Origin of the sequence: Janthinobacterium sp. J1-1 (assembly GCF_030944405.1) — a bacterium.
GTDB lineage: Bacteria > Pseudomonadota > Gammaproteobacteria > Burkholderiales > Burkholderiaceae_D > Janthinobacterium.
Genome location: NZ_CP132339.1, coordinates 4,599,524 through 4,617,742, shown reverse-complemented (window position 1 = coordinate 4,617,742; position 18,219 = coordinate 4,599,524). Strand labels below are relative to the sequence as shown.

Here is an 18,219-nt window from a genome sequence, read left to right as displayed (position 1 = left end):
CGCGCTGCCAGAAAGCCGGGCGCGTGAAACATTCCGGCAGGGGGCGTCGATGCCGGCGGCAAGGCACCGATGCAGCCACAGAGTGGCGGGGCGGATGATATGGTGCCTTGACATCCTGCGTGGGGAGAGGCGGACGCTAGCATAATGGCGTGGTGCTTATTTGATCGGTCTCAAACATTGCGTGCGTTGCCCGCCTAGTATTAATAGGCGCGGCCTGCCGCCGCAACCAACCGAACAGGAGCGATTATCATGGCCAATCAACTGATGTCCCGCGATCCGCGCGATCCCTTTCATGCACTGAGCCGTTTCGATCCCTTCAGCGACATGGACGAGCTGATGCGCGATTTTTTCAGCCCCGTGCTGCGCGCGCGCGACGCCGTGCCGCGCATGCGCGTCGATATTTCCGAAACCGAGCAAGCCTACCTGGTCAAGGCCGAAATCCCCGGCGTCAACCGCGACGACATCAAGGTGGCCATCGACGGCCACCGCGTGTCGATCAGCGCCGAACTGAAACAGGAGCATGAGGATGGCGAGGCCGGCAAGGCGGTGCGCAACGAAAGGATGTATGGCCAGCAATACCGCAGCTTCAGCCTGCCGCAGGAAGTCGACGACAGCAATTCGCAAGCCCGCTATGTGGACGGCGTGCTGCAGCTGACCCTGCAGAAAAAAGCGGGGACGGGCGGCAAGCAGCTGCAAATACAATAATGACGGTGTAAATCATCAGGCAATAAAAAACGGGACCCGATCGGGTCCCGTTTTTTTCGCTACTTATATAGCACTCAGTTGCGTATCTCCAGCGCCCGGTTCAGGCTCAGTGCCGCCAGCGAGGCGACGGCGCCCGACAGCAGGTAGAAGCTGACGTAGGCCAGGCCGAAGTTGGCCGACAGGCCCAGCGCCACCAGCGGGGCGAAACCGGCGCCGACCAGCCAGGCCAGGTCCGACGTCAGCGCCGCGCCGGTATAGCGGAAGCGGGCAGGGAAGTTGGCCGTCACGGCGCCGGCTGCCTGGCCATACGACAGGCCCAGCAGGCTGAAGCCGATCAGGATGAAGGCGTCCTGGCCGGTATTGCCGCCACCCATCAGGCTGGGAATAAAGGCGCTGAAGATGGCGATCAGCACGGCCAGCGTGCCCAGGGTGGTGCGGCGGCCGAAACGGTCGGCCAGCAGGCCCGACAGCACGATACCGACGGCGGCCAGTATCGCGCCCACCATCTGCACCTGCAGGAAGTCCGAGGCGGCGCGGGTTTGGTAGACCGAGACCCACGACAGCGGGAACACGGTGACCAGGTGGAACAGCGCGTAGCTGGCCAGCGCGGCCAGCGCGCCGATCATCACGTTGCGGCCCTGGCCGCGGCTCATTTCAAAGACGCTGACGGGCTGCAGCTCGCGCTCGTCGAGCAGCTTGGCGTATTCATTGGTCGACACCAGGCGCAGGCGGGCAAACAGCGCGACCACGTTGATGGCGAACGCCACATAGAAAGGATAGCGCCAGCCCCAGTCAAGGAATTCTTCCGTGGAAAGGGCCGTCAGCATGTACCAGAACAGGCCGCCGGCGATCAAAAAACCGACCGGAGCGCCCAGCTGGCCCAGCATGGCATACCAGCCGCGCTTGTTTTCAGGCGCGTTCAGGGCCAGCAGCGACGGCAGGCCATCCCATGAGCCGCCCAGCGCCACGCCCTGGCCGATGCGCAGGACGGCCAGCCAGACGATGGCGGCAAAGCCCAGGTGCGAGTAGGTCGGCAGGAAGGCGATGCCGGCGGTGGACACGCCCAGCAGGAACAGGGCGATGGTCAGCTTGGCGCTGCGCCCGAGCCGGCGCTGGATTTCCATGAAGATCACGGTGCCGAAGGGACGGGCGATGAAGGCAAAGGAAAAGATCAGGAACGCGTACAATGTGCCCTCCAGGCGTTCCTCGAACGGGAAGAACACCTGCGGGAACACCAGCACCGAGGCGATGGCGTAGACAAAAAAGTCAAAGTATTCGGAAGCGCGGCCGATGATCACGCCAACGGCGATCTCACCGGGGTCGATATGGGATTCGACGGTGCCGGCTCCGCGTGCGTCGCGCAGAGAGTGGGGGGAGAAATCAGCGGGTACATCGCCGCTATGGGTGCGCGTGCTGGACATGATGAGCCTCTTTATATAGTTTCGAGTTCGACAACACGTATAACTTACCCCAGGAGTCTCAAGCCCGGAGTAGGACTACTCAGACAGTAGCTGTAGGACAAGTCCTTAACTGCTGAATGGAGTCCGAGCCCAGGGGTGGACAAAACGTCCAATTGCCATTGTGCTCCAGTAAGAATAAAGTACCATATCTTCATCCCCTGTACTGGACTTTCCTGTATGTTTTCACTCAAAGTTCGTCACGGACTGGCGCTGTTACCCCTTACCTTATTGGCAGGTTGCAATACGGTGGTACTGAATCCGTCCGGTGACATCGCAGTCCAGCAAGGCAATCTGATTGTCATTTCCACTCTGCTGATGCTGCTGATTATCGTTCCGGTAATCGCTCTCACCCTGCTGTTCGCCTGGCGCTACAGAAAAAACAACACCGCGGCCAAATATGAGCCGGACTGGGACCACTCGACGCGTCTCGAGCTGATCATCTGGGGCGCACCCCTGCTGATCATCATCGTGCTGGGCCTGCTGACCTGGATCAGCACCCACACCCTGGACCCATATCGTCCGCTGAGCCGTATCGACGCGAATCGTCCGATTCCGGAGAGCACCAAGCCGATGATCGTCGAAGTGGTCGCGCTGGACTGGAAATGGCTGTTCATCTATCCAGAGCAAGGCATTGCCACAGTCAATGAATTGTATGCGCCGGTCGATCGTCCGATCCGCTTCAAGATTACCGCCCAGTCGGTGATGAACTCGTTCTTCATTCCGGCGCTGGCAGGTCAGATCTACGCCATGCCGGGCATGGAGACCAAGCTCAACGCCGTGATCAACAAGCCGGGCGTCTACGACGGTTTCTCCGCCAACTACAGCGGCGCCGGCTTCTCGGGCATGCGCTTCAAGTTCCATGGCGTGAACGATGCGGACTTCGACAAATGGGTGGCGACCACCCGTGCTGGTGGCGGCGCGCTGAACCGCGACGATTACCTGACCCTGGTCCAGCCGAGCGAGCGCGATCCCGTGCGCCGCTACAGCAATGTGCCGGTCGATCTGTACAAGGCCATCCTGAATCGCACCATCGTTTCCGACGCGCTGTGCGTGACGCCGGTCCAGCCTTACAAACTGGCATTGGCGGATAGCCCGGTAGCGTCTGTCACGGCGGCAGTCGCTGGCGATGCAGTGGTTGAAAAGGGCGTTCAAGCCAAGTAACAACCGCATGAATCCCGCCGCGCGTCAGTTAGCGCGGCAGATACTGGCGCCGCTTGCCTGGCGCCTCCCTTTTTTCTGAGAGTAACAATGCTAGACCATATTGATCTGACGAAGCTTATCTTCGGCCGTCTGACTTGGGATGCAATTCCATTTCACGAACCTATCCTGCTGGCGACCTTTGCAGGCGTCGCCCTGGGCGGCATCGCGCTGGTCGCGGCGCTGACGTATTTCCGCGTCTGGGGTACCCTGTGGCGCGACTGGATCACCAGTATCGACCATAAAAAAATCGGTATCATGTACATGATCCTCGGTATCATCATGCTGCTGCGCGGCTTTGCCGATGCGCTGATGATGCGTACCCAGCAGGCGATCGCCTTTGGCGACAATGCCGGCTTCCTGCCGCCGCATCACTACGACCAGGTCTTCACCGCTCACGGCGTGATCATGATCTTCTTCGTGGCGATGCCTTTCGTGACGGGCCTGATGAACTACGTGGTGCCACTGCAGATCGGTGCGCGCGACGTGGCTTTCCCGTTCCTCAACAACTTCAGCTTCTGGATGACGACCATGGGCGCCGTGCTGGTGATGGCCTCGCTGTTCGTCGGCGAGTTCGCCCGTACCGGCTGGCTCGCGTATCCACCGCTGTCGGGCATTGCCGCCAGTCCGGACGTGGGGGTGGACTATTACATCTGGTCCTTGCAGATTGCCGGGGTCGGTACCTTGCTGTCCGGCGTCAACCTGATCGCCACCATCGTCAAGATGCGCGCGCCAGGCATGACCTGGATGAAAATGCCGGTATTCACCTGGACCGCGCTGTGCACCAACGTGCTGATCGTTGCCGCTTTCCCTGTGCTGACGGCCGTGCTGGCCATGCTGGCACTGGACCGTACCGCCGGTTTCAATTTCTTCACGACCGAACTGGGCGGCAACGCCATGATGTACGTCAACCTGATCTGGATCTGGGGTCACCCTGAGGTTTACATCCTGGTGCTGCCGATCTTCGGCGTGTTCTCGGAAGTCGTCGCCACCTTCAGCTCGAAACGCCTGTTCGGCTACGCCTCGATGGTGTACGCGACGTGCGTCATCATGATCCTGTCCTACCTGGTATGGCTGCACCACTTCTTCACCATGGGGTCGGGCGCCAGCGTCAACTCCTTCTTCGGCATCACGACGATGATCATCTCGATCCCGACCGGCGCGAAGATCTTCAACTGGCTGTTTACCATGTACCGCGGCCGTATCCGCTTCGAACTGCCGATGCTGTGGACGATCGGCTTCATGGTCACCTTCACCATCGGCGGCATGACCGGCGTGCTGCTGGCGGTTCCACCGGCCGACTTCGTGCTGCACAACAGCCTGTTCCTGATCGCCCACTTCCATAACGTCATCATCGGCGGCGTGGTGTTCGGCGTGTTCGCCGCGATCAACTACTGGTTCCCGAAAGCCTATGGCTACAAGCTGGACACCTTCTGGGGCAAATGCTCGTTCTGGTTCTGGTTGGTCGGCTTCTACCTGGCCTTCATGCCGCTGTACGTGCTGGGCCTGATGGGCGTGACCCGCCGCATGAATCATTTCACCGATCCATCGCTGCAGATCTGGACCATCATCGCCTGGTTTGGCGCCGTTTCGATCGCACTGGGCATCGGCTCGATGATCATGCAGTTCTATGTCAGCTTCCGCAACCGCGCCGCACTGCGCGACGTGACCGGCGACCCATGGGGCGGCCGTACGCTGGAATGGTCGACTTCGTCGCCACCGCCAGACTACAACTTTGCCTTCACGCCGCAAGTGCATGAACTCGATGCATGGACCGACATGAAGAAGCACGGCTACGAGCGTCCGACGTCGGGCTTCACGAAGATCCACATGCCGAAGAACACCTGGGCAGGTTTCGTGGTCTCCGCACTGGCGGCCGTGGTCGGCTTTGGCCTGATCTGGCAAATGTGGCTGGTCGCCGGTGTCGGCTTCCTGGCCATGATGGTGGCGATCATCGTCCACACCTTTAACTACAAGCGTGATTACTACATTTCGGCCGACGAAGTCATCCGTACCGAAAACGCTTACACTAAATTGCTGAGCAGCCATGTCTGAAACCATCGTCCATAACACCGGCGCACCCGCCGCCGGAGAGCGCAAGAACTTCTTTGTGCGCGAGCACCATCCGGAAAACGGCAGCCTGCTGGGTTTCTGGCTTTACCTGATGAGCGATTGCCTGATCTTCGCCTGTCTGTTCGCCACCTACGCGGTGGTGGGCCGCAACTACGCGGACGGCCCGACCGGCGCCGCGCTGTTCGACCTGCCACTGGTGGCCGTCAACACGGCCATGTTGCTGCTGTCGTCGATTACCTACGGTTTCGCCATGCTGGCGATGCAGCGCAAGAACCTGGGCTCGACCCTGCTGTGGCTGGGCATCACCGGCGTGTTCGGCGTCGCCTTCCTGTCGCTGGAAATGTATGAGTTCATTCACCTGATCCACGAAGGCGCCGGCCCGCAGCGCAGTGCCTTCCTGAGCTCGTTCTTCGCGCTGGTCGGTACCCACGGCCTGCACGTGCTGTTCGGCGTGATCTGGCTCGTGACCTTGATGTTCCAGTTGAAAAAGCATGGCCTGACCCCGGAAAACGGCCGTCGCATGATGTGCCTGTCGCTGTTCTGGCACTTCCTGGACGTGATCTGGATCGGCGTCTTCACCTTTGTCTACCTGATGGGAGTCCTGCCATGAGCGGCCACGATAATCACCACGACCATGGCCACGGCCATGACGGCCACTACCATGACCAGCATGACCATGGCAGCCTGAAAACCTACGCCATCGGCTTTATCCTGTCGGTGATCCTGACTGCCATCCCGTTCTGGCTGGTGATGAACAAAACCATCACCAACACCGGCACCATGGGCCTGGTCCTGCTGGGCTTCGCTGCGGTGCAAGTGGTGGTGCACATGGTGTACTTCCTGCACATGAACAGCAAATCGGAAGGCGGCTGGAACATGATGGCGATGATCTTCACCATCATGATCGTCGTCATCGCCATGGCCGGTTCGCTGTGGGTCATGTACCACATGAACCACAACATGATGCCAAGCATGATGCCTGACGCCATGCATTCGCAATCGGCTCCATGATGAACCAACCGCGCCCAGGCAACACCGGGCGCGCTCCTGGCACGGCATCGCAAGATGCCATGCCAGGCCCACGCGGCACGGCCATACGCACTGCGTTGGCCGTGCTTGCGGTGATCGTTTTTGCCGGATTCTGTGCCCTGGGCACCTGGCAAGTCATGCGCCTGCAATGGAAGCTTGACCTGATCGAGCGCGTCGAACAACGTGTACATGCGCCGGCAACGGACGCACCTGGTCCCGCAAGCTGGGCCAATGTCACGCAGCAAACGGACGAGTACCGCCATGTGCGCCTCTCCGGTATCTATCTCCCCCTATTCAATACCCTGGTGCAAGCCACCACGGAACTCGGCAGCGGCTTCTGGCTGATCACGCCGCTGCGCCAGGCCGACGGCACGACCATCCTGGTCAACCGCGGCTTCGTGAAGGACCGCAAGGGCATCGCCGCCGGCACGCCGGCGGGCACGGTCACCATCGACGGCTTGCTGCGCATCAGCGAACCGCGTGGCGGCTTCCTGCGTGAAAACGATGCGGCCAAACAGCTTTGGTATTCGCGCGACGTGGCGGCCATTGCGCAGTCGAACATGCTGACCAATGTGGCGCCATACTTTGTGGATGCCGCCAAGGGACTGGAAAGCGCACCGGACGCACCGGTGGGCGGGCTGACCGTGATTTCCTTCCACAACAGCCACCTGGTGTATGCACTGACCTGGTATGCGCTGGCCCTGATGGTGGCCGGCATCAGCTGGTGGATCGTGCGCGAAGCACGCCGTCGCCGGCGGCCGGTGGCCGCCAACTCTCCTGTCTACCATGCCGGGCAAGATTGAAATAGTCCCCAACCGCGAAGTACTGGAGCGCGGCGCGGTGGCGGCCGAGATGGAACATCCGGCCGGTCACCAGAACATGAAGCTGCTGATCCAGCTGCGCTGGCTGGCCGTGATCGGCCAGATCAGCACCATCTTCGGCGTCGGCGTGGGGCTGGGCATCGCACTGCCCGTGCCCTACATGCTCGAAGTGCTGTCCTGCCTGATCGCCTTCAACCTCGCCAGCCTGCTGCGCTGGCATGAACGCCAGCCCGTGTCGAACACGGCGCTGTTCCTGGCCCTGCTGGTCGACGTCACCGTGCTGACCGCCCAGCTCTATCTGAGCGGCGGCATCAGCAACCCGTTCGCCTTCCTGTATTTATTGCAAGTGATCCTCAGCGCGGTGCTGCTGGAAGTATGGTCGACCTGGATCATGGTGGCCATCACCGGCCTGTGCCTGGCCGGCCTGGCCTTGCTGCCCGGCCCCCTGATCCTGCCGATCGACCCCGAACGCGGTTTTGCCAGCCTGTATGTGCAGGGTTTGCTCATCTGCTTCATGCTCAACGCCGCCTTGCTGGTGTTGTTCATCACCCGCATCAACCGCAACCAGCGCGCCGGCGACGCCAAGGTGGCCGACTTGCGCCAGCGCGCGGCCGAAGAAGAACATATCATCCGCATGGGCCTGCTGGCCTCGGGCGCCGCGCACGAGCTGGGCACGCCGCTGGCCACCTTGTCGGTGATCCTTGGCGACTGGCGCCGCATGCCGGAACTGAGCAAGAACGAAGAGATGCTGGAAGAGATCACCGAAATGCAGGCCCAGCTGCAGCGCTGCAAAAGCATCGTCAGCGGCATTCTGTTGTCGGCCGGCGAGGCGCGCGGGGAATCTTCCGTGAAAACCACCATCAACACTTTTCTGGATGACCTGGCGCTTGAATGGCGCAGCAGCCGGCCGATCCACAATTTCGAGTACGATAACCGCATCGAGCATGACGTGCCGGTGGTCTTCGATTCGACCCTGAAACAGACTATCTGCAACGTGCTCGACAATGCGCTGGAAGCGTCGCCCGACTGGCTGCGCTTCGAAGCCACGCGCGAAGCCGATGCGCTGCACCTGATCGTCACCGATACCGGTCCGGGTTTCGAGCCGTCGATGCTGAACCACCTGGGCAAGCCCTACCAGTCGACCAAGGGCAAGCCGGGCAGTGGGCTTGGCCTGTTCCTGGTGGTCAACGTGGCACGCACCCTGGGCGGTACCGTGACGGCGCGCAACCGGGTGCAGGGCGGGGCGGCCGTGCACCTGGCCTTGCCCCTGGCGGCCATCAAACTGGAAAGAGAAAGCGACAGCCATGTCAACTGAAGTACAAGTGGCAAGCCAGGACCGCCTGCTGCTGATCATCGAAGACGATGCCGCCTTTGCGCGCACCCTGGGCCGCTCGTTCGAACGGCGCGGCTACCAGGTGATCCTGGCCACCAATTTCGACGAGGCCAGCGCCTTGCTGGAGCAGCATTGCCCCGACTACGCCGTGGTCGACCTGAAATTGAACGGCAATACCTCGGGCCTGGCCTGCGTGCAGATGCTGCACCAGCATGACCCGGAGATGCTGATCGTGGTGCTGACCGGCTACGCCAGCATCAGCACGGCCGTCGAGGCGATCAAGCTGGGCGCCTGCCAGTACCTGGCCAAGCCGTCCAATACCGACGATATCGAAGCGGCCTTCGGCCATGTGGCAGGCAGCTCGGAAATCGAACTGACCAGCCGCGCCACCAATATCAAGACTCTGGAATGGGAACGCATCCACGAAATGCTGGCCGAGACCGATTTCAATATTTCGGAGACGGCAAGGCGGCTGGGCATGCACCGCAGGACTTTGGCGAGGAAGCTGGAGAAGCAGCGGGTGAAGTGAAACCCGAAAGCAAGGACCCCGGCACTTCAGGTGTTGGGTTAAAAAATTACGCTGCCAGCCACTCCATCTTCTGCACCTGTATCTCCGGATGGCTATCCAGCGGTTCCCACTCCGGCAAAAACACAAACCCCTGCTTTTCATAGAACGCCGACGCCCGCGCATTGTCGGGCGACACATCAAGCACCAGCCGATCATGGCCGCTGGCCACGGCGCGCTGCTTGACGGCGTCGACCAGTGCTGCCGCTATCCCCATGCCGCGATACTCAGGCCGCACCCACATCGCCAGCAGATTGCATTCGCCCTTGCCGCTGACGGCATGCGCGGCAATGCCGACCGGTACGCCAGCGATATACGCCAGCAGGAAGGCACGCTCAGGCGTGCTGGCTGCACGGCGTTGCCAGTCCTCGTCAAGGTAGGCCGCCGCGCTGGCATGGCTGACGCCAAACGCGGTCGGCGCGTCCAGCAGGGCGGCCAGGCGGGTGGTCTTCAGATCCTGCCAGTCCGCCGCTTCGGTGGCGCGTATGACCAGCTTCAATTGAACACGATCGCCGTCTTGTGCTCGATGCTGAGCCGGCAAGCTTCATAGGCTGCCAGCCAGGCCGCCAGCTCGCGATCGAGTCCTTCCTCCGCCTCGATGCGCGTGTTGATGCGCTCGGCTTCCTCGTCGCCGAGAACATCGCCCAGCAAAAAGATGCCCAGCGCGGGCGCGACCGTCACCAGTTCTTCGCGCAGCTTGTAGGAGGAGCCGAGCATGCCGCCCAGCAGTGGATGGTCATCGTCGGCAAAGATGACGTCGTCGAAAACGATGGGAAAATAAAACCCTTCGCAGTCGGAATGGCAGATCAGGTGGCTGTCGAACATGGTCTGCGCTTCGTCGAGCACCGGATCGTCGGCCGGCTCTTCGCCGTCTGGCAGCGGCGTGGCGCGCCATTGGCCGTCGAGCGCCGCATGCGCGTAGGCACGGCGCAGATAGTGCAAGAAGCTGTAGGGGAAGGAGTCGAGCATCGCGCGTGAAGCGAGGTCAGGCAATGCCGCCGGTTCCGTATGCTGCGGCAGGCCTGCCTGTTGCAGCAGGACGTTTGCCTCGCCGATGGCGTCCTGCAGCCATTGCGCGCCTTCCGGGTCTTCGTCCTGCAGGTCGGCCAGTGCGCCGACTGAAATTGCCAGTCCCATGCTGTGTTTCCTTATTCGGTCTGTGAGTGTGTGCGTGGGAGCTTAGCTGCCGAGCTTGGGTGTACTGGTGGCGGCCGAAACCTTCTGGAAAGGTTCGCCCATCACCGTCAATGTGGCTACGCCAGCGACCAGCGCCGTTTCCAGCTTCGCTTCAAGCGCGGGCACGTCGACCGCGCCATCGGCATAGGTGGCGGGAAAGCGCGTCTCGACCAGCTTGCCAGTCAGCGTATTGCGCACATAGCGCACGGCGACCAGGCCGGTGCCATCCTTCTTGATCACCACCATGTCTGGCACGGTTGTGCGCGCCAGTTGCCAGGTGCCGATATAGTCATCGACACCTTCGGCATGGGCACCCAACGTGCACAGGATGGCGGCTGCGCCCAATACCAGTTTTTTCATGTTCACGCTCTTCTCCAGTGGTGCAATCGCGAGATGGATTGCTTTGAGTAATATTAGCATTTCCACAGGGAGATTTTGGCGGGAAACTTGTGATTGTGTGGGCGTCGTCGCTTATGACTGGTCCCACACTTCCACCGTCAACAGCTGATCCGGCGCGCAGGCCGTGATCCGGTCCTGATGGACCTTGATGCTGCCTTTCCAGCCGACCGGGCCTTTGCCATGGAAATCGCGCATGGTGCCATCCGGAATGCCCTGCGCGAGAATCGGCGTGATCTCGCTGGCCAGCGCCGTAAAGCGGTTCGGATAGCCGTTAAAGCTGTGCTGCTCGGCCTTGCCCTGCTTGCACAGATCCACAATCCAGTCCATGCCGCCCAAACCCGCTTCCCAGGTCGCCAGGATTGCTTCCTTGTTGCCGCCACCGGGCAGGGCGCGCTGCGCCAGGGTTTCAGTTGAAATCACGGTCCACCATCCCAGCATGCTTTAATCCTTCTATTTCGATAATTTCGCTTGTGTTGTAGCAAGTGGTTGAACGCTCTTATATCTAGATTATTCGTCACTGTTCAGGATGAACGTTTTTTACAAAACAGTTGTAACCCTTTTTAAACCGGCTCATCATACTAACATCGCAAAAACGCGCTCCTCCCGATCTCTCCGCGCTCACGCGCGGCAAGCTTGAGGGCGTCGTATTGACGCTTTGGGAGCGGCTGGAGGAGCTTGAATCGAAGGTCGGCAAGAACAGCCGCAACTTCTGCCAGCCGCCGTCTTCCGATGGCTTGCGCAAGACCAATTCGCTGCGCGAGCCATCTGGCAACAAGCCCAACTCCCAGCCTGGTCACAAGGGCGGCACACTCAAACAGATTGGCAAGCCGAGCCGGATCGACATTCACCAACTGTCCAATCAATGCGAGCGCTGCGACTGCCCGCCTGCTGCACTCCGACGAATCGGTTCTGCGCGTCGCCGGGAAATTGCATTGTTTGCATGTGGCCGCCAACGACAGCCACACTTGGTATGACGTACCCGCCAAGCGCGGCATGGAGGCGATCACCGCGCAAGTGATTTTGCCGCAACGGCTTGGCGTACTGATCCATAATTGCTGGGCGCCGTACTGGCAACTAGCCGGCCCGCACGCTCTGTGCAATGCCTATTGCTGCGCGAGCTGCTTTATGTTGAAGAGGTCACCGGCGAGCGCTGGCCCGTCAGGATGAGCGAACTGTTGCTGCGCGCCAACGAAGCCGGAAACTCGGATCAGCCAGCCCTTAGTTGAGTAGTTGCTAAAAAATACTTCAATGTTAAATTTTCGCTAAATCAGCAACCAGAATAATTCTTGTTGCCATTTGCCGTTATGGTATAAGTTCCACCGCGCGGTCCGGTATGGCATGTCTTATCACTTGATTTCTTTGCAGCGACTCCCACCAAGGCAATACTAACTATTGTCCAAAAGATTGTGGTACCTGTCCAGAATGGCTTTTCGGATGAGAACGACGACGAGGAACTTGTCGACCGTCCAGTAGCAGATGACTGCGAGTCGTATTGGCCATTTGTCGAATGTTGACTGTTGGCACTGCGTTCAACGTTGTAGGAGCTATTGGGTGCTGTCGCACAACCGGATAGTAAAGCTGACATCATTAATATTGCTATAAATTTTTTCATAATTCGCAACCAAAAAAGAACTATTTTGCATTTATTTTAATTGGTTTGCAATTAATCAATGAATTATAAGAGTTTATTTTATCCAATGTTGTATTTTGGGAAAAATGAAAAGGGGCGTTCAATCCATTGTCGTTTAGGTCTCGCTCGCGAATCGGCTATGTGCTCCGGAGTGCCTGTAGATATGATCATCCATCAGCTTGGCATGGGTACTCCTTATAAAAGTAATTTAGCGAGTCATAGCCCGGCGCAACACATAACTGAGCGCGTCGACGGCGGCCACCATCAGCAGCATGGCGATGATCACGGTGGCGGCCTGCTGCATCTGGAACAGCGACAGATGGTATTTCAGCATTTGCCCCAGGCCACCGGCACCCACCACGCCCAGGATGGCGGCGGCGCGGATATTGTTTTCCCAGCGATACAGTGTGTAGGACATCATCTGCGGGCTGCACTGCGGCAAGGTGGCGTACAAAAAGGCCACCGCCGGGCGCGCGCCGTTGATGCGCAGGGTGGCGGCCGGCAACGGCGGGCAGTTTTCGAACGCATCGGCAAACAGCCGGCCCAGCACGCCCACCGTATGCAGCGCCAGAGCCAGGGTGCCGGCAAATGGCCCCAGGCCGGCGGCGATCAGCAAAATGGACGCCCATACCAGTTCGGGGATCGAGCGCAAGACGTTCAGGAAGCCGCGCGTGATGTTGCGCGCCAGCACGCCAAAGCGGCCGCTGGCGGGCAGCGCCAGCAGGCCCCCGAGGATGGCGGCAATCACCGTGCCGATGGCCGACATGGCCAGGGTTTCAAAGGTGGCGATGCCTACTTTGGAAAGAAAGGCCGGCGTCAGTTCCGGCGGCGCAAAGCCGTGCAGGAAGTCGGCAGTCGTGTGCACCGCTTCACCGCTGAAGAATTCGCCCCATTTCAAGGGCAGGCTGGCAAAGCTGGCGACGACCAGCAGCACCAGGCCCGCCAGCAAGCACCAGGTCGACCAGCGTACCGGTTCCGCGACCGGCAGGGGCGGCAGTGTGAAATCGTGCTTCATGACAGCCTCCGCCGCAGCATGGCCGACACCGCATCGGCGCCGGCCACCAGCAGCACGAATACCATCAGCATGGTGGCCAGCTCGCTGCCGGCCATCATCTTCATCGATTCATCCATGCGCTGGCCCAGGCCACCGGCGCCAACAAAACCCATCACCACCGAGCCGCGGATCGCGCATTCCCAGCGGTAAATCGTGTACGACACCAGTTCGGCGGCCGACTCCGGCAGGGCGCCATACAGCAGGGCGGTCAGCCGGCCGCTGCCATTGTTCAGCAAGGCATTGCAGGCGGAAGCGTCCGACGATTCGAGGATTTCCGCATACACCTTGCCCAGCATGCCGCAGTAGGTGAGGGCGATCGCGATCACGCCGGCCGTGGGGCCCAGGCCGACGATGCGCACCAGCAGCAGCGCCCAGACCAGTTCCGGCACGCTGCGCAGCAACACCAGCAGGGTACGCACGCCATGGCGCAGGGCGGCCGCCAGCGGCGACACCCGGCCAGTGCCGATGCGTGAAATGGACAGGCGCTCGGTGACCAGCAGGGTCAGCGGTATCGCACCCAGCATGGCCAGCGCCATGCCGGCCGTCGCCATGGCGATGGTTTCCCAGCTCGACACCAGCACCAGTTGCAAAAAATCGGCAGAATGGGCCGGCGGCACGAAGCTGGACAGAAAATTCCAGGTCGCTTCCAGGCTTTGCGCGTCCCATAAGATCCAGGGCTTGAATTCGGCCTGCACCAGCATCGGCCACAGCACGATCACTATCACGGCCGCCGTGATGAGGCGGTCGCGCCAGGCCGGATCGCGCGGCATGGCCGGTTTTGCTGCCGTCAGCAATGGGGCCTCGCCGCTTCGAGTTTTTCCGCGACAGGGTCGAATTCTGGTGCGGGGTCCGCCTTGTTTTGATACAGTGCGGAGATCATCGCGTCGGTCACTTGCGTGGCGGGCGCATCGAATACCATCTGCCCATCGCGCAGGCCGATAATGCGGGGAAAGCAGGCGCGGGCGATCTCGACTTGGTGCAGGCTGCAAATCAAGGTCGCGTTGCGCGCCGTGGCTTCTTCCTGCAGCACGGCGATGGTCTGCACGGCCAGGGTGGGGTCGAGCGCCGACAACGGTTCGTCGACCAGGAACACCTGTGCGTTCGACACCAGCGCGCGCGCCATGCCGCAGCGCTGGCGTTCGCCGCCGGACAGGCGGTCGACGCGCGCGTACAGCTTGTCCTGCAGATTGAACTTGCCCAGCGCTTCCCAGGCCGCGCGCGGGTCCGTCGGCGCCAGCAGCGAACGCATCGCCGTCCACAAGGTCCATTGCGGCAGCCTGCCGGCCAGCACCGCGTTGACCACGCGCTGGCGCGACGGCAAGGGCGGGGTTTGCGGCGCCAGGAACAGGCGCGCGCGCAAGGCGTGGCGCGCGCGGCTGGCCAGTTGCCACGGTGCCGCGCCGAGAATGTTCAGGGTGCCGGACTCGGGCCGCAGCGCGCAGGCCAGGGTATGCAGCAAGCTGGTCTTGCCGGCGCCCGACGGGCCGATCAGGGCGATCTGTTCACCTTGAGCCACGTCCAGGCTGAGTTCGCGCAGCGCCAGCGCATTGCCGGCGGCGCCCGCGTGGTGGACGCTGACTTTATGAAGTTGGAATGTCATGCTTGTGAGATCAGTAGGTCGGATTAGGCCGGAGGCCGTAATCCGACAACATTGTTGGCGTCCCTGGTGGTGTCGGATTACGCGGCTTCGCCGCTAATCCGACCTACGGTAAAACGCGTTGACGTAAATTACTTCAACAACTTCGCATCACGCGCAGCCGCTTCGATATCCTTGTAGTTCTCGGCCTTGGTCGGGATGAACTTGGTGGCGCGCTGCAGCTCGAGGATTTCCTTGCCTTCAGGCGTGGATGGGTCCAGCGCCAGGAAGGCGTCGGTCAGCTTCTGGCGCACGGCCGGGTTCATGTCCGAGCGCACGCTCCAGTTGTAGTCGTAATAGCCGGGCGTGGTGTAGAACACGCGGACCTTGGCCGGGTCGACTTTTTTCGATTCGACCAGTTTTTCCCATACCGAAATATTCAGCGTACCCGCATCGACCTTGCCGCCAGCTACGGCCGCCACGGTGGCGTCATGCGCGCCCGAGAACGCGATGCGCTTCATGTCGGTGTCCGGATTGATCTTGGCGGCCAGCAGGTAGTAGCGCGGCATCAGGTGGCCCGAGGTCGACGATTCGGAACCGAAGGTGAAATTCTTGCCTTTCAGGTCGGACAATTGCTTGATGTCGGGGTTGGTGGTGACGAACACGGAACGGAACTTGGTGTCTTCCTCGCGCTGCACCAGCGGCACGATCTTGCCGCCGCTGCGCACGTTCGCTTGCACGAAGGTAAAGCCGCCGAACCAGACCATGTCCAGCTTGTGGTTGATCAGGCCTTCGACGGACGCGGCGTAATCGGTCACGGGCGTAAATTCCACCTTCATGCCCAGTTTTTTCTCCAGGTAGCTGCCCAGTGGCTTGAACTTGCGCTGCAGTTCGGTCGGCGCTTCGTCGGGAATCGCCGAGACGCGCAAGACTTGCTGCGCCTGGGCGATGCCGCTGTGGATGGCCAGGGTGGCGGCGACGGTGGCCAGGATGGCGGGGAATTTGGAGAACGTTGTCATGCGATTACCTTTTAGGTTATTTATTAAAATACGGAAACGCCAGTACTGCCTGCCTGCATCTCGCCGATGACCGCCGCTTCCGCAAAGCCTTCGGCGCGGAAAATCGCCAGCACCTGTTCCACGGCTTCCGGTGCGCACGACACCAGCAGCGGGCCGGCCGTTTGCGGGTCGGTGAGGATGGCCTGGTCGACGCTGTTCAGCGATGGGGCCAGCGATACCTGCTCGCCATAACCCTGCCAGTTGCGCCCGGACGCACCGGTGACATTGCCTTGCTCGGCCAGTTGCCGCACTTGCGGCAGCAGTGGCACCTGCTCAAGAGCAATGCGCGCCTGCAGCCCCGCGCCGCGCGCCAGTTCCAGCGTGTGACCCAGCAGGCCAAAGCCGGTGACGTCGGTCAGCGCATGCACGCCGTCCAGCAGGGCCAGTTTCTTGCCTGGCGTATTCAATTTGGTGGTGTTGTCTATCATGGCCGCGTAGCCGTCGGCATCGAGCGCATTCTTTTTCAGCGCCGCCGACAGCACGCCCACGCCGATCGGTTTGCCCAGCACCAGCTGGTCGCCGGCGCGCGCACCCGCGTTGCGTTTGACTTGCGACGGGTGGACCAGGCCCAGCACGACCAGGCCGTAGATCGGCTCGACCGAATCGATGGTGTGGCCGCCAGCGATCGGAATGCCGGCCTGGGCGCACACGGTTTCGCCACCCTTTAAAATCAGGCCGATGGTTTCCACCGGCAGCTTGTTGATCGGCATGCCGACCAGGGCCAGCGCCATGATCGGCGTGCCGCCCATGGCGTAGACGTCGGAAATGGCATTGGTGGCGGCGATGCGGCCAAAATCGAACGGGTCGTCGACAATGGGCATGAAGAAATCGGTGGTGGCGATCAGCGCCTGCTCGTCGTTGAGCTGGTAGACGGCGGCGTCATCGGCTGTTTCGATGCCGACCAGCAGTTCTTTCGGCATCGGGAAACCGCCGCTGCCTTTTAATATCTCGGCCAGCACGCCCGGCGCGATCTTGCAGCCGCAGCCGCCGCCATGGGCAAATTCGGTCAATCGGATCGGTGCTGCAATGCTATCTGACATGGGAGTTCCTGCTGATGTTGGTGTTGTTGCTGACGATAGTACACAAGCTGAGCGCAGCTTGCTTAAAAGCAGCATCGGAGATATCGGGCAGCACCAGCGGCGATGCCTGTTCGTAGCGACGGAAGTTGCGCTTGATCGACTGCCGGTAGCCGGGGTCGTAATGCTGGACCAGCAGCTCTTCGACCAGTTCGCTCATGCGGCCGGCCAGCGCCAGTTGCTGCCAGTGGCCGATTTTCTCGCGGCCATGCAGCTGCGTCAACAGCGCCAGCTGCACATTGAGTTTTTCCGGGTCGCCAACAAAGTGATCATAGTCTTGCATCAGCAGCTGCACGCGGTGGGCGGTAGACAGTTGCACCGCGGTGCAGTCGGCGGCGCGCATCTTGTCCATCAGCGCGTCCGGCACGCGCAATCGGCCGACCTTCTTGCTTTCGGATTCGATAAACACGGGTTTGCTGGCATCAAAGTGGCGCAGCTGCTGCCACAAGCCGCTTTCAAACGCTTTTTGCGAGGGCTGGTCCGCCGTCGGCAAGCCGCCCAGCACCGAGCCGCGGTGGGCCGCCAGGTGTTCCAGGTCGATCACCTGCGCGCCTTGGTGCTCCAGCACCTGCAGCAAACGGCTCTTGCCGCTGCCGGTGGGGCCGCACAGCACATTGATGAAGTCGAACGCGGCGGGCAGGGTGGTCAGTTCGGCGTTCACATGGCGCCGGTATTCCTTGTAGCCGCCGTCGAGCTGGACCACGGGCCAGCCGATGCGCGCCAGGATATGCGCCATGCTGCCGCTGCGGTTGCCGCCGCGCCAGCAATACACCAGCGGCTTCCAGTCCTGCGGATGACCGAGAAAGTTTTCTTCGATATGGCGTGCAATATTTTTCGCCACCAGCGCGGCGCCCAGTTTTCTCGCCTCGAAGGCGCTGGTCTGCTTGTACAGCGTGCCGACCTTGATGCGTTGCTCATCGTCCAGCACAGGTAGATTGATGGCGCCAGGCAAGTGATCTTCGGCAAATTCGGACGGACTGCGCACATCGAGAATGGCGTCGAATTCATGCAGGCGCGGCAGGATCTCGGCGAAGGGCAAAACAGCGGGGTATTTCATACTGGCGGCG

21 protein-coding genes are annotated in these 18,219 nt (G+C 61.1%); 10 read left to right on the top strand and 11 right to left on the bottom strand.

Annotated elements, in window-relative coordinates:
* Positions 1 to 249: 249 nt before the first annotated feature.
* Positions 250 to 705, top strand: coding sequence for an Hsp20/alpha crystallin family protein (locus Q8L25_RS21050; protein ID WP_308921244.1), 456 nt, complete (start codon positions 250 to 252; stop codon positions 703 to 705).
* A gap of 74 nt (positions 706 to 779) precedes the next feature.
* On the opposite strand, the gene Q8L25_RS21045 is transcribed toward Q8L25_RS21050, so the two are convergent.
* Positions 780 to 2,126, bottom strand: a complete 1,347-nt coding sequence (locus Q8L25_RS21045) for an MFS transporter (protein WP_308921243.1) — start codon at positions 2,124 to 2,126, stop codon at positions 780 to 782.
* Between the two features lie 216 nt (positions 2,127 to 2,342).
* Here Q8L25_RS21045 and cyoA point away from each other — a divergent pair, with 216 nt between their 5' ends.
* The 7 genes from cyoA to Q8L25_RS21010 all read left to right on the top strand — a co-directional run bounded on the left by cyoA (position 2,343) and on the right by Q8L25_RS21010 (position 9,147).
* Entirely contained in the window at positions 2,343 to 3,326 is a 984-nt protein-coding gene (gene cyoA, locus Q8L25_RS21040) for a ubiquinol oxidase subunit II (protein ID WP_308921242.1), read from the top strand.
* An 87-nt stretch (positions 3,327 to 3,413) separates the two neighbouring features.
* Positions 3,414 to 5,417, top strand: coding sequence for a cytochrome o ubiquinol oxidase subunit I (gene cyoB, locus Q8L25_RS21035; RefSeq protein WP_308921241.1), 2,004 nt, complete (start codon positions 3,414 to 3,416; stop codon positions 5,415 to 5,417).
* Positions 5,410 to 6,045 (top strand): cytochrome o ubiquinol oxidase subunit III, encoded by a 636-nt coding sequence (gene cyoC / locus Q8L25_RS21030; RefSeq protein ID WP_308921240.1) that lies wholly within the window; start codon positions 5,410 to 5,412, stop codon positions 6,043 to 6,045. The genes cyoB and cyoC overlap by 8 nt, the downstream gene beginning before the upstream one ends.
* Positions 6,042 to 6,446, top strand: a complete 405-nt coding sequence (gene cyoD / locus Q8L25_RS21025) for a cytochrome o ubiquinol oxidase subunit IV (protein WP_308921239.1) — start codon at positions 6,042 to 6,044, stop codon at positions 6,444 to 6,446. Before cyoC ends, cyoD begins: the two co-directional genes overlap by 4 nt.
* Complete coding sequence (locus Q8L25_RS21020) at positions 6,443 to 7,267, top strand: SURF1 family protein (protein WP_374694189.1); 825 nt, start codon at positions 6,443 to 6,445, stop codon at positions 7,265 to 7,267. Before cyoD ends, Q8L25_RS21020 begins: the two co-directional genes overlap by 4 nt.
* Complete coding sequence (locus Q8L25_RS21015; RefSeq protein ID WP_308921237.1) at positions 7,251 to 8,600, top strand: ATP-binding protein; 1,350 nt, start codon at positions 7,251 to 7,253, stop codon at positions 8,598 to 8,600. The genes Q8L25_RS21020 and Q8L25_RS21015 overlap by 17 nt, the downstream gene beginning before the upstream one ends.
* Positions 8,590 to 9,147, top strand: a complete 558-nt coding sequence (locus Q8L25_RS21010) for a response regulator transcription factor (RefSeq protein ID WP_308921236.1) — start codon at positions 8,590 to 8,592, stop codon at positions 9,145 to 9,147. The genes Q8L25_RS21015 and Q8L25_RS21010 overlap by 11 nt, the downstream gene beginning before the upstream one ends.
* A gap of 46 nt (positions 9,148 to 9,193) precedes the next feature.
* Here Q8L25_RS21010 and Q8L25_RS21005 read toward each other — a convergent pair whose 3' ends face one another.
* The 4 genes from Q8L25_RS21005 to Q8L25_RS20990 all read right to left on the bottom strand — a co-directional run bounded on the left by Q8L25_RS21005 (position 9,194) and on the right by Q8L25_RS20990 (position 11,178).
* Entirely contained in the window at positions 9,194 to 9,682 is a 489-nt protein-coding gene (locus tag Q8L25_RS21005) for a GNAT family N-acetyltransferase (RefSeq protein WP_308921235.1), read from the bottom strand.
* A complete protein-coding gene (locus tag Q8L25_RS21000; RefSeq protein ID WP_308921234.1) occupies positions 9,679 to 10,320 on the bottom strand; it encodes a hypothetical protein in 642 nt (213 codons plus the stop codon). Before Q8L25_RS21000 ends, Q8L25_RS21005 begins: the two co-directional genes overlap by 4 nt.
* 42 nt (positions 10,321 to 10,362) lie before the next feature.
* A complete protein-coding gene (locus Q8L25_RS20995) occupies positions 10,363 to 10,725 on the bottom strand; it encodes a hypothetical protein (RefSeq protein WP_308921233.1) in 363 nt (120 codons plus the stop codon).
* Positions 10,726 to 10,830: 105 nt separating this feature from the next.
* A complete protein-coding gene (locus Q8L25_RS20990) occupies positions 10,831 to 11,178 on the bottom strand; it encodes a hypothetical protein (RefSeq protein ID WP_308921232.1) in 348 nt (115 codons plus the stop codon).
* Between the two features lie 227 nt (positions 11,179 to 11,405).
* On the opposite strand from Q8L25_RS20990, the gene Q8L25_RS20985 reads away from it, so the two are divergent.
* Together Q8L25_RS20985 and Q8L25_RS20980 are read left to right on the top strand one after the other, a co-directional pair.
* Complete coding sequence (locus Q8L25_RS20985) at positions 11,406 to 11,732, top strand: DUF6444 domain-containing protein (protein ID WP_308921231.1); 327 nt, start codon at positions 11,406 to 11,408, stop codon at positions 11,730 to 11,732.
* The gene (locus tag Q8L25_RS20980) at positions 11,617 to 11,925 is read left to right on the top strand and encodes a transposase (protein ID WP_308925769.1); all 309 of its coding nucleotides are present in this window, start codon (positions 11,617 to 11,619) and stop codon (positions 11,923 to 11,925) included. The genes Q8L25_RS20985 and Q8L25_RS20980 overlap by 116 nt, the downstream gene beginning before the upstream one ends.
* Before the next feature lie 671 nt (positions 11,926 to 12,596).
* On the opposite strand, the gene phnE is transcribed toward Q8L25_RS20980, so the two are convergent.
* The 6 genes from phnE to mnmH all read right to left on the bottom strand — a co-directional run bounded on the left by phnE (position 12,597) and on the right by mnmH (position 18,209).
* A complete protein-coding gene (phnE, locus tag Q8L25_RS20975; protein ID WP_308921230.1) occupies positions 12,597 to 13,403 on the bottom strand; it encodes a phosphonate ABC transporter, permease protein PhnE in 807 nt (268 codons plus the stop codon).
* On the bottom strand, positions 13,400 to 14,212 hold the full coding sequence (locus Q8L25_RS20970; protein ID WP_308921229.1) for an ABC transporter permease: 813 nt from the start codon (positions 14,210 to 14,212) through the stop codon (positions 13,400 to 13,402). The genes phnE and Q8L25_RS20970 overlap by 4 nt, the downstream gene beginning before the upstream one ends.
* A gap of 17 nt (positions 14,213 to 14,229) precedes the next feature.
* Positions 14,230 to 15,042, bottom strand: coding sequence for an ATP-binding cassette domain-containing protein (locus tag Q8L25_RS20965; protein ID WP_308921228.1), 813 nt, complete (start codon positions 15,040 to 15,042; stop codon positions 14,230 to 14,232).
* A 128-nt stretch (positions 15,043 to 15,170) separates the two neighbouring features.
* Positions 15,171 to 16,037: a putative selenate ABC transporter substrate-binding protein gene (locus tag Q8L25_RS20960; protein ID WP_308921227.1), complete on the bottom strand. Its 867-nt coding sequence runs from the start codon at positions 16,035 to 16,037 to the stop codon at positions 15,171 to 15,173.
* Between the two features lie 23 nt (positions 16,038 to 16,060).
* The gene (gene selD / locus Q8L25_RS20955; RefSeq protein WP_308921226.1) at positions 16,061 to 17,116 is read right to left on the bottom strand and encodes a selenide, water dikinase SelD; all 1,056 of its coding nucleotides are present in this window, start codon (positions 17,114 to 17,116) and stop codon (positions 16,061 to 16,063) included.
* Positions 17,106 to 18,209 carry a tRNA 2-selenouridine(34) synthase MnmH gene (gene mnmH / locus Q8L25_RS20950; protein WP_308921225.1) on the bottom strand — a complete coding sequence of 368 codons (1,104 nt, stop codon included), beginning with the start codon at positions 18,207 to 18,209 and terminating at the stop codon, positions 17,106 to 17,108. The genes selD and mnmH overlap by 11 nt, the downstream gene beginning before the upstream one ends.
* Positions 18,210 to 18,219: the final 10 nt, after the last annotated feature.